The organism is Pseudomonas sp. XS1P51 (genome assembly GCF_054897845.1).
On the sequence record NZ_CM142707.1, the window covers coordinates 2,695,957 to 2,707,828 of the forward strand.

Sequence of the window (11,872 nt, forward strand, 5' to 3'; positions counted from 1 at the left end):
TCTGCGCGCCTGCCTGCGTGGAGCAGTCAGACCTCGCGCCTCCCGAAGTCAGTTGAAAAGGAGACCGCACCGTTTCGAAGCACGAAAAGCTGCGGCGAGCGACTGATTAAGACATTTTTCAAAAAAATTGTACACAATAAAAACGACATTTTTACCGCCACCAACGCCATCCAGGGTTTCTCGGCGAATCCGTCGGAAAACCATACAATCAAAGGACCTTTCATCCATTAGCTGACCAATCGGGCAGGTTTCTTGCAATAACATGTGAAGATGACAGCTGATGAAAAATGCAAAAAATCAGGCTTACAAAGTGGATATAAAGTTGTATACAATCAGCCCATCACTGTGACGCCAGCCTGTCATCTCATCGCCAGGCCGCCACACAACCCTGACTTTGTAAAAGCCACGAATAAGAAGGAAGACTGCAGTGAGCGCTGACTACCCACGCGACCTGATCGGTTACGGCAGTAACCCTCCTCACCCACACTGGCCGGGCAATGCCCGCATCGCCCTGTCCTTCGTGCTCAATTACGAAGAAGGCGGCGAGCGCAACATCCTGCACGGCGATAAAGAATCCGAAGCCTTCCTTTCGGAAATGGTCTCGGCGCAGCCGCTGCAAGGCGCGCGCAACATGAGCATGGAATCCCTTTACGAGTATGGCAGCCGTGCCGGCGTCTGGCGGATTCTGAAACTGTTCAAGGAATTCGACATTCCGCTGACCATCTTCGCCGTGGCCATGGCCGCCCAGCGCCACCCGGACGTGATCCGCGCGATGGTCGATGCCGGTCACGAGATCTGCAGCCACGGCTATCGTTGGATCGACTACCAGTACATGGACGAAGCGCAGGAACGTGAGCACATGCTCGAAGCGATCCGCATCCTTACCGAAATCACCGGTGAACGCCCGCTGGGCTGGTACACCGGCCGCACCGGCCCGAACACCCGTCGCCTGGTGATGGAAGAAGGCGGTTTCCTCTACGACTGCGACACCTACGACGACGACCTGCCCTACTGGGAACCGAACAACCCGACCGGCAAACCGCATTTGGTGATCCCGTATACGCTGGACACCAACGACATGCGCTTCACCCAGGTCCAGGGTTTCAACAAGGGCGACGATTTCTTCGAATACCTCAAAGACGCGTTCGACGTGCTGTACGCCGAAGGCGCCGAGGCGCCGAAGATGTTGTCGATCGGCCTGCACTGCCGTCTGATCGGCCGTCCGGCGCGCCTGGCCTCGCTCAAACGCTTTATCGAATACGCTAAAAGTCATGAACAGGTGTGGTTCAGCCGCCGCGTCGACATCGCTCGCCACTGGCACCAAACCCACCCGTACCAAGGGGCTGCGAAATGAGCCACTTCCAGACACTAAAGCCCTCGACCCTGAGCCGCGACGCGTTTGTCGCCGCTTTCGCCGACATCTACGAACATTCGCCATGGGTGGCCGAGAAGACCTTCGACCTGGGCCAGGACGCTGCGATCGATGAGATCGAAACCCTGCACCAGCGCATGAGCGACATCCTGTTGAGCGCCGATCACGCCAGTCAACTGGCCCTGATCAATGCTCACCCGGACCTGGCGGGCAAAGCCGCCGTCCAGGGCCAACTGACCGAAGCCAGCACGAATGAACAGGCTGGCGCCGGTATTCACCAATGCACGGCCGAAGAGTTCCAGCGCTTCACCGAGCTGAACGACGCCTACAAGGCCAAGTTCAAGTTTCCCTTCATCATGGCGGTAAAAGGCAGCAACCGGCATCAGATCCTCGCGGCGTTCGAAACGCGCATTCACAACTCGGCAGATACCGAATTCAAATGTGCGCTGGCGGAGATCAACAAGATTGCCTTGTTCCGTTTACTGACCCTATAGCGAGCTGCCCTTGTAAAAAGTACCCGGGTGTTTAAAAGGCGAAGACACCAAGGGCAGCAAGCATCCCAAGCCAACTAATTAAAGGCAGACAAGAAGAATGAAAGCTTACGCCGTACCTTTCGAGAAGTTCGTCGACCTGGCCGACGCCCGTCTGGGCACCAAAATCATCTCGGTCACCGATGACTGGTTCGCTGATGCCAACCGCCTGTTCCAGCCGACCCCGGCGGTGTGGAAGGAGGGCGTGTTCGATGACAACGGCAAGTGGATGGACGGCTGGGAGTCGCGCCGCAAGCGCTTCGAAGGCTACGACAGCGCCGTGATCCGCCTGGGCGTGCCAGGCTCGATCAAAGGCGTGGACATCGACACTTCATTCTTCACCGGCAACTTCCCGCCATCGGCTTCGCTGGAAGCCTGCTTCCTGGCCTCGGGCGAGCCGGACGAAAACACTCAGTGGACTGAAGTGCTGTCGGCCGTCGAGCTGCAAGGCAACAGCCACCACTACCACGAAATCAACAACGACCAGGCCTTCAGCCACCTGCGCTTCAACATCTACCCGGATGGTGGCGTGGCCCGTCTGCGTGTTTACGGTATTCCGTTCCGCGACTGGTCCGCTGTGGGCGACAACGAGCAGATCGACCTGGCAGCCGCCCTCAACGGTGGCCGCGCCCTCGCCTGCTCCGACGAACACTTCGGCCGCATGAGCAACATCCTCAACCCTGGCCGCGGCATCAACATGGGCGATGGCTGGGAAACCGCACGTCGTCGTACGCCGGGCAATGACTGGGTCATCGTCGCGCTGGGCCATGCGGGCGAAATCGAGAAAGTCATCGTCGACACCCTGCACTTCAAGGGAAACTACCCGGACACTTGCTCGATCCAGGGCGCGTTCGTGAAGGGCGGCACCGACAGCCAGATCGAAACCCAATCGCTGTTCTGGCGTGAACTGTTGCCGGCGCAGAAACTGGAAATGCACGCCGAACACACCTTTGCCGAGCAGATCAAGGCACTGGGCCCGATTACCCACATCCGCCTGAATGTGTTCCCGGATGGTGGTGTGAGTCGCTTGCGCGTTTTGGGCAAGGTCGCTAAGTAAGCGGCGCGGCCATTCGCGAGCAGGCTCGCTCCCACAGGGGAATGCATTTCAAATGTGGGAGCGAGCCTGCTCGCGATAGCGATAGAACAGACAACAACGAATTCAAGGTAAGAAGACCAGCATGCGCACACTGACGATTGAACCGCTGACCAAAGAAGCCTTCGCCCCTTTCGGTGACGTGATCGAAACCGACGGTAGCGATCACTTCATGATCAACAACGGTTCGACCATGCGCTTTCACAAACTGGCGACGGTTGAAACCGCCACGCCAGAGGACAAAGCGATCATCAGCATCTTCCGCGCCGACGCGCAGGACATGCCGCTGACCGTCAGCATGCTGGAGCGTCACCCGCTGGGCAGCCAGGCGTTCATTCCGCTGCTCGGCAACCCCTTTCTGATCGTGGTCGCGCCACTTGGCGATGAACCTGTATCAGGCTTGGTCCGCGCCTTCGTCACCAACGGCAGGCAGGGCATTAATTACCATCGCGGCGTCTGGCACCACCCGGTGCTGACGATCGAAAAGCGGGATGACTTCCTGGTGGTTGATCGCAGTGGCACAGGCAATAACTGCGATGAGCATTTTTTCAAAGAGGATGAGCGTTTGATCCTCGCCCCCCACCAATAAGAGAAGGTCCGATCACGCGACAACAAGCGTGACGGGCGAGAGGTAAAGACTGTGGAAGCACATCTGTTGGAATGGCTGAACCTGAGCGTGCGCTGGGTTCACATGATTACTGGCGTGGCCTGGATCGGCGCTTCGTTCTATTTCGTCTGGCTGGAAAACAACCTCAATCGGGTCAACCCGAAAAGCGGTCTGGCGGGCGATTTGTGGGCGATCCATGGCGGCGGTATCTACCACCTGGAAAAATACAAACTGGCCCCACCGACCATGCCGGACAACCTGCACTGGTTCAAATGGGAAGCCTACTTCACCTGGTTGTCGGGGATCGCGCTGCTGTGCGTGGTGTTCTACTCCAACCCGACGCTGTACCTGCTGGCACCGGGCAGCAGCCTGACCGGCCCTGAAGGGGTCGCACTGGGCATCGCTTCGCTGTTCGTCGGCTGGTTCATCTACTCCTTCCTTTGCGATTCGGCCTTGGGCAAACGCCCTGCCCTGCTCGGTTTCATCCTGTTCGTGCTGATCATTGGCGCCGCTTATGGTTTCAGCAAAGTGTTCAGCGGCCGTGGTGCGTACCTGCACGTCGGCGCGATCATCGGCACCATCATGGTCGGCAACGTGTTCCGCATCATCATGCCAGCCCAGCGCGCACTGGTGGCCGCGATTGCCGAGAACCGCACGCCCGATCCGGCACTGCCGGCCAAAGGTTTGCTGCGTTCGCGTCACAACAACTACTTCACCTTGCCGGTGCTGTTCATCATGATCAGCAACCACTTCCCGAGCACCTACGGCAGTCAGTACAACTGGCTGATCCTGGCCGGGATCGCGGTGCTGGCGGTGTTGGTGCGTCACTACTTCAACACCCGTCACGACAGCCACAAATATGCCTGGACCCTGCCCGTGGCAGCGGTGGGCATGATTTGCCTGGCTTACGTCTCCGGTCCGAAGCCGATGTCCAGCGCCCCTGAAGTAGCCAAAGCAGCTGGCGTCATCGAGTACCAGCCGCTGCCGGAAACCGCCCTCGGCGGTGGCAAGAAACCGGCTGACGCCGCACCCGCGACGGCACCTGAAACTGCACCGGCCCAAGCGTCAAATGCCGGCCCGGGCTTTGACAAGGTGCACAACGTGATCCAGGAACGCTGCACGGTCTGCCACTCGGCCAAACCGACCAGCCCGCTGTTCAGTGCCGCACCGGGTGGTGTGATGTTCGACACACCCGAGCAGATCCGCCAGAACGCGGCGCGCATCCAGGCGCAAGCCGTCACCAGCCAGATCATGCCACTGGGCAACATCACCCAGATGACCCAGCAGGAACGTGACCTGATCGGTGCGTGGATTGTTCAGGGCGCTCCAACCAATTAAGTAGCGAAAAGCTTCGCGAGCAGGCTCGCTCCCACAGGTTTTGCACTGTCTGTGTGGGAGCGAGCCTGCTCGCGAATGGCCGCAACGCGGTCTACCTGATGCAAATAATCACAAGAATAAAAAAGATCCGAGGTGTTGCATGTCCGAGCTATCCGAAGCGCGCATCCCCGACGCACCCGCCATTCAGCGATTACCCCTTTTGCAGCTGATTCTGGTCGGTCTGCAACACGTTCTGCTGATGTACGGCGGCGCCATCGCCGTGCCGCTGATCATCGGACAGGCCGCTGGCCTGAGTCGTGAAGAAATCGCCTTCCTGATCAACGCCGACCTGCTGGTGGCCGGGATCGCCACCATTGTGCAGTCGCTGGGCATCGGGCCGATGGGCATCCGCATGCCGGTGATGATGGGCGCCAGTTTCGCCGCCGTCGGCAGCATGGTCGCCATGGCTGGCATGCCCGGCATCGGCATGCAGGGGATCTTCGGTGCGACCATCGCCGCCGGCTTCTTCGGCATGATCATCGCGCCGTTCATGTCCAAAGTCGTTCGGTTCTTCCCGCCTCTGGTGACCGGCACAGTCATCACCTCGATCGGTTTGTCGCTGTTCCCCGTGGCCGTGAACTGGGCCGGCGGCGGTGCTAGCGCCGCGCAATTCGGCTCACCGATTTACCTGGCCATCGCCGCGCTGGTGCTGGCGACCATTCTGTTGGTCCATCGCTTCATGCGCGGTTTCTGGGTCAACATTTCCGTGCTGATCGGCATGTGCCTGGGCTACGTGATCTGCGGGTTAATCGGCATGGTCGACCTCAGCGGCATGGCCGAAGCGCCGTGGTTGCAGATCGTCACTCCGCTGCATTTCGGCATGCCGACGTTTGAACTCGCACCAATCCTTTCCATGTGCCTGGTGGTGGTGATCATCTTCGTCGAGTCCACCGGGATGTTCCTCGCGCTGGGCAAAATCACCGGCCAGGAAGTCTGCCCACGGATGCTGCGTCGCGGTTTGCTGTGCGATGCCGGCGCGTCGTTCTTCGCCGGGTTCTTCAACACCTTTACTCACTCCTCGTTCGCCCAGAACATCGGCCTGGTGCAGATGACCGGCGTGCGTTGCCGTTCGGTGACCATCGTCGCCGGTGGCTTGCTGGTGGTGTTGAGCCTGTTGCCAAAAGCGGCGTTTCTGGTCGCGTCGATTCCCCCGGCAGTACTGGGCGGCGCGGCCATCGCGATGTTCGGCATGGTCGCCGCCACCGGGATCAAGATTCTTCAGGAAGCCGACATCGGTGACCGTCGCAACCAGTTGCTGGTAGCGGTGAGCATCGGCATGGGGCTGATCCCGGTGGTGCGCCCGGAGTTCTTCGCGCACCTGCCGTTGTGGATGAGCCCGATCACCCATAGCGGAATCGCCATGGCCACGCTGAGTGCGCTGACGCTGAACCTGCTGTTCAACATCCTCGGCGGCGCCGAACGCGCGACCATCAACGACTGCCACGCCCCCCCCGCATTAACAGACTAAAGCCACAAAACCTGTGGGAGCGAGCCTACTCGCGAAAGCGGTATATCAGTCAACAGTGATGTTGAAGCCGATGGCCCCTTCGCGAGCAGGCTCGCTCCCACAGGTCAGGCACACCTGCGCCTTGAAGAATAAAAACAAGAGGGAGCAACAGATGATTCGGACACAGACAAACATGCTGTTGGGCGGTGGTCTTCTGGCCGCCAGCCAAGCCATGGCCGGCGATTTATTGCTCTGGCAGACCAACAGCCTGAGCTACCTGTACGGCAAGAACTTCGCGATCAACCCATCTATCCAACAGACGGTGACGTTCGAGCACGCCGACAAATGGAAGTACGGCGACAACTTCCTGTTCGTCGACAAGATCTTCTACAACGGCGAAGAGGACCGGAATAAAGGTCCTCACGCGTTTTACGGCGAGTTCAGCCCGCGCCTGTCCTTCGGCAAGATCCTCGACCGCCGCTTCGAGTTTGGCCCGATCAAGGACGTGCTGCTGGCCATGACTTACGAGTACGGCGAAGGCGACAGCGAGGCCTACCTGATCGGCCCCGGCTTCGACCTCGCGGTGCCGGGCTTCAACTATTTCACCCTGAACCTCTATCGCCGCCAGACCGAAGGCCCGCGCCCCGGCGACGGCGTCTGGCAGATCACGCCGGCCTGGTCCTACAGCATTCCGTTGGGCAACTCGGACTTGCTGATCGATGGTTATCTGGATTGGGTCGTCGACAACGACCAGAACTCCCGCGGCACTTACCACGCCAACTTGCACATCAATCCGCAGATCAAGTATGACCTCGGCAAAGCCTTGGGCTGGGGCCAGAAACAGTTCTACGTCGGCACCGAATACAGTTACTGGAAGAACAAGTATGGGGTCGAAAACCGCTCGAACCTGGACACCCATCAAAACACCGCCAGCCTGCTGGTGAAGGTGCACTTTTAAGATGGCCCGCAACCGTGCCCCAAACCTGTCGTCGGTGCGCTGTTGCGGGGCACTTGAGACCTGGCCAAGGAGTCAGTATTCTCCGCGGCAGCCTGAATCCGCTTTAAAAAAAAGCCCGGATTTAATTCCTGACCAGAAAGCCAACTTATCCCGGCCCTGGACGGTACCAAGGCAATCCACCCCCCTCTCAATCGACTGTTTTCGAGCAGCCGAACGGGAGTTTTTTTGCTTTTCGAAAGCCTTGGCCCAGCTTTTGCTAACAGCACTAAAGCTGACCGAATGGATGATTTTTTACCGCTACAGATAAAGGCGCCACACCAGAGCGCCGACCTTAAAAAAATAACGTGGAACCACCTACTTTTTGGGAGCAACCGAATGAAACGTACGTGCACTAGCCTGATGCTGGCGGGATCCTTGCTGGCCGGGGGCCAGGCCATGGCCGGCGACTTGCTGCAATGGCAGAACAACAGCCTGACCTACCTGTATGGCAAGGACTTCCAGGTCAACCCGCGCATTCAGCAAACCGTGACCTTCGAACACGCCGATGGCTGGAAATATGGGGATAACTTCCTGTTCGTCGACAAGATCTTCTACAACGGGAAGGAAGATGGCGGTGTCGGCCCGAACACCTACTACGGCGAGATCAGCCCGCGTTTGTCGTTCGGCAAAATCTTCGACCAGAAGATCGAGTTTGGTCCGGTCAAAGATGTGCTGCTGGCCATGACGTACGAGTTTGGTGAAGGCGATACCGAGTCCTACTTGATCGGCCCGGGTTTCGACCTGGCAATTCCGGGCTTTGATTACTTCCAGTTGAACTTCTATCAGCGTCACACCGAGGGCAGCCGCGCGGGTGACAACGTCTGGCAAATTACGCCGGTCTGGTCCTACACCATTCCGGTTGGGGATTCGAGCATCCTGATCGATGGTTTTATGGACTGGGTGGTCGACAACGACTCGAATTCCAAAGGCGATTACCACGCGAATCTGCACTTCAACCCACAGGTTAAATATGACTTGGGTAAAGCGTTGAATTTTGGTGAGAAGCAGTTGTATGTGGGTGTGGAGTATGACTATTGGTCGGACAAGTACGGGATCAAAGATAGTCAGTACTTCAAGACTGATCAGAGCACTACGAGCTTCCTGGTGAAGTTTCACTTCTAAGTCAAAAGCATCGCGAGCAAGCCCGCTCCCACATTCGATCACCTGTGAACACACTATTTGTGAACACCACCGCTCAAATGTGGGAGCGGGCTTGCTCGCGATAGCCGCACCGTCAATCTCAAGCCGGAACCACCGGCTCCGCCAACCCGAGAAACCGGCACAACTCCCCACGCTTGGCCAACGCATCGCGCCGCCCCAAATCAATCAACTCGCTGCAATACCCCGCCTCAAACAGCAAATAACTCAACACCCCTGCCCCGCTGGTCTTGGTCGCCCCCGGCCCGCGCAGAAACAACCGTAGCGCCGCGGGCAATTCCTGCCGATGACGCGCGGCGATCTCATCGATCGGCTGGCTCGGGGAAATCACCAGCACCTCCACCGGCGCCACACCCAGCGCACGAGTCGGCGTGCCATCGGGCAGCAGGTGACTGAACTGATTGAGCCGCTGCAGCAACTCGATGTCACTTTCCAGGCTGTCAATGAACGTACTGTTGAGCATGTGCCCACCGATCTGCGCCAGGGTCGGCTGCTGACCGGTATAGGCGCGTTGCAGCGGCTGTTCCGGGTCGACGCCGCGCGGGTTGCCGCTGACACCCACCACCAGCACCCGGCTGGCGCCCAGGTGCAGCGCCGGGCTGATCGGTGCCGATTGGCGTACCGCGCCGTCGCCGAAGTACTCCTCGCCGAGTTTCACCGGTGCGAACAGTAAGGGGATGGCGGAACTCGCCAACAAATGTTCGACCGTCAATTGCGTCGGCACACCGATTCGCCGATGGCGCAACCATGCGTCGATGGTGCCACCTCCCTGATAGAACGTCACCGCCTGACCGGATTCGTAGCCAAACGCCGTGACCGCGACGGCCTGCAACTGCTTTTGCGCGATGGCTTCGGCGATGCCGCTCATGTGCAGTTTGTCGTTGAGCAACCCGCGCAGCGGCGAGCTGTTGAGCAAGGCCACCGGTACCTGAGCGCCGATGCCGAGCAAGCTGTGGCTGACAAAGCGGCTGGCCTGATGGATCACGCCCGGCCAATCGCTGCGCAGCACCAGATGACTGCGAAAACCCTGCCAGAACGCGGTCAGCCGTTCGATGGCACCGCGAAAATCCATGGCCCCGCTGGCGAGGCTGACCGCGTTGATCGCCCCGGCCGAGGTGCCGACGATCACCGGAAACGGATTGCTGGCACCCACCGGCAGCAGTTCGGCAATTGCCGCCAACACGCCTACCTGATAGGCCGCCCGAGCCCCGCCGCCGGAAAGAATCAACCCCGTAACCGGTTCAGCAGGACTCATCGCAACGCTCCATGGTGCTTGATGGGATTTCATTGCTCCAACCCTGTCTACACGAGACCTGTAGGAGCGAGCTTGCTCGCGAAGGTCGTCAACGATGACATTGGCAGCCTGACACCCCGCGGTGGTTTTAAGTTTCTCGCGAGCAAGCTCGCTCCTACAGGGGATCGTGGTTCAACCGCGTTTTTTGTACAGCTTGGGCTCGCCCGGCGGACGGCTCTTGAAGCGGCGATGGGCCCAGAGGTATTGCTCCGGGCATTCGCGCAAGACGCCTTCGATCCATTGGTTGATCCGCAGGCAGTCGGCTTCTTCGGTTTCGCCGGGGAAACCCTCCAGCGGCGCATGGATGACCAAACGATAACCGCTGCCATCCGCCAGACGTTCCTGAGTGAACGGCACGACCAACGCCTTGCCCAGCCGCGCAAACTTGCTGGTGGCGGTGACGGTGGCGGCCTGAATGCCGAACAACGGCACGAAAATGCTCTGCTTGGCGCCGTAGTCCTGATCGGGTGCGTACCAGATCGCCCGGCCGGCCCGCAGCAGCTTGAGCATGCCGCGCACGTCTTCACGCTCCACGGCCAACGAATCGAGGTTATGCCGCTCGCGGCCATTGCGCTGGATGTAATCGAACAGCGGGTTCTTGTGCTCGCGGTACATGCCGTCGATGGTGTGTTGCTGGCCGAGCAGCGCCGCGCCAATTTCCAGCGTGGTGAAATGCACGGCCATCAGAATCACGCCCTTGCCCTCGCGCTGGGCTTTTTTCAGATGTTCCAGCCCTTCGACATGGGCCAGCCTCGCCAGACGCTCACGGGACCACCACCAGCTCATGGCCATTTCAAAGAAGGCGATGCCGGTGGAGGCAAAGTTTTCCTTGAGCAGGCGCTTGCGCTCGGCGGCGGACTTTTCAGGGAAACACAGTTCAAGGTTGCGCTTGGCAATGCGCCGTCGGTCGCCGGCCAGGCGATACATCAATGCGCCCAGGGCGCGACCGATAAACAGCAACGCCGGGTACGGCAACTGAACAATCAGCCACAACAGCCCCAGGCCACACCACAGCGGCCAGAAACGCGGCATCAGAAATGTTTTTCGAAAACGCGGGCGATCCATTAAAGGTTCCGGAAAGACGATGGCCGCGCATTCTACATCGTTCGACCCGGCTTGCGGCTCGCGAGCGTTCTCGTTATAAGTCTCGGCACTTTTAGTGACAAGCCGTTGTATGCCGACCATGAGCCAAACCGATCTGCTAGACCAAGAGCCCGTGTTCCAGTTGAAGGGCAGCATGCTCGCCATTACCGTGCTGGAGCTGGCCCGCAACGACCTCGAGAACCTTGATCGGCAACTGGCCGCCAAGGTTGCCCAGGCGCCTAACTTCTTCAGCAACGCGCCGCTGGTACTGGCGCTGGACAAGCTCCCGGCCAGCGAAGGCGCGGTCGATCTGCCGGGCCTGATGCGCGTCTGTCGCCAGCACGGCCTGCGCACCCTGGCGATCCGCGCCAGTCGCATCGAAGACATCGCCGCGGCCATCGCGGTCGACCTGCCGGTGCTGCCGCCGTCCGGCGCCCGGGAACGTGCACTCGATCCGCACGAAGGCGAAGTCAAGAAAAAACCGGAAAAACCACCGGAGCCGACCATCAAACCGACCAAGATCATCACGTCGCCCGTGCGCGGTGGCCAGCAGATCTATGCCCAGGGTTGCGATCTGGTCGTGATCTCGTCGGTCAGCCCGGGGGCGGAACTTCTCGCCGATGGGAACATCCATGTATACGGCCCGATGCGCGGTCGCGTGTTGGCCGGGGTCAAAGGCGACACGAAAGCCCGGATTTTCTGTCAGCAAATGAGCGCTGAACTGGTCTCCATCGCAGGCCACTACAAGGTTTCGGAGGATCTGCGTCGCGACCCTTTGTGGGGGGCGGGTGTACAGGTCAGCCTGTCGGGCGATGTGTTGAACATCATTCGGCTTTAACGGATACTGCCGCATTTTCCAAGCATCTCTAAAACGTAGCGAAAACGGCTCAAACGAAGTAGGAAAAAGGCCAAAA

The 11,872-nt window shown here is 59.4% G+C and carries 11 protein-coding genes; 9 read left to right on the forward strand and 2 right to left on the reverse strand.

The window, feature by feature from the left end:
* Positions 1-427: 427 nt before the first annotated feature.
* The 8 genes from puuE (at position 428) to ACYZUD_RS12535 (ending at position 8,545) form a co-directional block, all read left to right on the forward strand.
* Positions 428-1,354 carry an allantoinase PuuE gene (gene puuE / locus ACYZUD_RS12500; protein ID WP_462024279.1) on the forward strand — a complete coding sequence of 309 codons (927 nt, stop codon included), beginning with the start codon at positions 428-430 and terminating at the stop codon, positions 1,352-1,354.
* Complete coding sequence (uraD, locus tag ACYZUD_RS12505) at positions 1,351-1,866, forward strand: 2-oxo-4-hydroxy-4-carboxy-5-ureidoimidazoline decarboxylase (protein WP_462024280.1); 516 nt, start codon at positions 1,351-1,353, stop codon at positions 1,864-1,866. Before puuE ends, uraD begins: the two co-directional genes overlap by 4 nt.
* A 97-nt stretch (positions 1,867-1,963) precedes the next feature.
* Complete coding sequence (gene alc, locus ACYZUD_RS12510; RefSeq protein ID WP_462024281.1) at positions 1,964-2,959, forward strand: allantoicase; 996 nt, start codon at positions 1,964-1,966, stop codon at positions 2,957-2,959.
* A 121-nt stretch (positions 2,960-3,080) separates the two neighbouring features.
* Entirely contained in the window at positions 3,081-3,584 is a 504-nt protein-coding gene (locus tag ACYZUD_RS12515) for an ureidoglycolate lyase (RefSeq protein ID WP_007988150.1), read from the forward strand.
* Positions 3,585-3,635: 51 nt separating this feature from the next.
* Entirely contained in the window at positions 3,636-4,940 is a 1,305-nt protein-coding gene (locus ACYZUD_RS12520; protein WP_462024282.1) for a urate hydroxylase PuuD, read from the forward strand.
* A gap of 139 nt (positions 4,941-5,079) precedes the next feature.
* Complete coding sequence (locus ACYZUD_RS12525; RefSeq protein ID WP_462024283.1) at positions 5,080-6,447, forward strand: nucleobase:cation symporter-2 family protein; 1,368 nt, start codon at positions 5,080-5,082, stop codon at positions 6,445-6,447.
* A gap of 151 nt (positions 6,448-6,598) precedes the next feature.
* Positions 6,599-7,384: an outer membrane protein OmpK gene (locus tag ACYZUD_RS12530; RefSeq protein ID WP_462024284.1), complete on the forward strand. Its 786-nt coding sequence runs from the start codon at positions 6,599-6,601 to the stop codon at positions 7,382-7,384.
* A 375-nt stretch (positions 7,385-7,759) separates the two neighbouring features.
* Complete coding sequence (locus tag ACYZUD_RS12535) at positions 7,760-8,545, forward strand: outer membrane protein OmpK (RefSeq protein ID WP_462024285.1); 786 nt, start codon at positions 7,760-7,762, stop codon at positions 8,543-8,545.
* 118 nt (positions 8,546-8,663) lie between these two features.
* Here the strand turns inward: ACYZUD_RS12535 and ACYZUD_RS12540 are convergent, their stop codons facing one another.
* The gene (locus ACYZUD_RS12540; protein ID WP_462024286.1) at positions 8,664-9,836 is read right to left on the reverse strand and encodes a patatin-like phospholipase family protein; all 1,173 of its coding nucleotides are present in this window, start codon (positions 9,834-9,836) and stop codon (positions 8,664-8,666) included.
* Positions 9,837-10,007: 171 nt separating this feature from the next.
* On the reverse strand, positions 10,008-10,940 hold the full coding sequence (locus tag ACYZUD_RS12545; protein ID WP_462024287.1) for a lipid A biosynthesis lauroyl acyltransferase: 933 nt from the start codon (positions 10,938-10,940) through the stop codon (positions 10,008-10,010).
* 118 nt (positions 10,941-11,058) lie between these two features.
* On the opposite strand from ACYZUD_RS12545, the gene minC reads away from it, so the two are divergent.
* Positions 11,059-11,796, forward strand: coding sequence for a septum site-determining protein MinC (minC, locus tag ACYZUD_RS12550; protein ID WP_462024288.1), 738 nt, complete (start codon positions 11,059-11,061; stop codon positions 11,794-11,796).
* The last annotated feature ends 76 nt before the right edge of the window (positions 11,797-11,872 follow it).

Bases quoted from the DNA above. Each gene is read 5' to 3' on its own strand.
- uraD (WP_462024280.1), top strand. From the start codon at position 1,351: ATGAGCCACTTCCAGACACTAAAGCCCTCGACCCTGAGCCGCGACGCG.
- alc (WP_462024281.1), top strand. From the start codon at position 1,964: ATGAAAGCTTACGCCGTACCTTTCGAGAAGTTCGTCGACCTGGCCGAC.
- ACYZUD_RS12515 (WP_007988150.1), top strand. From the start codon at position 3,081: ATGCGCACACTGACGATTGAACCGCTGACCAAAGAAGCCTTCGCCCCT.
- ACYZUD_RS12525 (WP_462024283.1), top strand. From the start codon at position 5,080: ATGTCCGAGCTATCCGAAGCGCGCATCCCCGACGCACCCGCCATTCAG.
- ACYZUD_RS12530 (WP_462024284.1), top strand. From the start codon at position 6,599: ATGATTCGGACACAGACAAACATGCTGTTGGGCGGTGGTCTTCTGGCC.
- ACYZUD_RS12535 (WP_462024285.1), top strand. From the start codon at position 7,760: ATGAAACGTACGTGCACTAGCCTGATGCTGGCGGGATCCTTGCTGGCC.
- ACYZUD_RS12540 (WP_462024286.1), bottom strand. From the start codon at position 9,836: ATGAGTCCTGCTGAACCGGTTACGGGGTTGATTCTTTCCGGCGGCGGG.
- ACYZUD_RS12545 (WP_462024287.1), bottom strand. From the start codon at position 10,940: ATGGATCGCCCGCGTTTTCGAAAAACATTTCTGATGCCGCGTTTCTGG.
- minC (WP_462024288.1), top strand. From the start codon at position 11,059: ATGAGCCAAACCGATCTGCTAGACCAAGAGCCCGTGTTCCAGTTGAAG.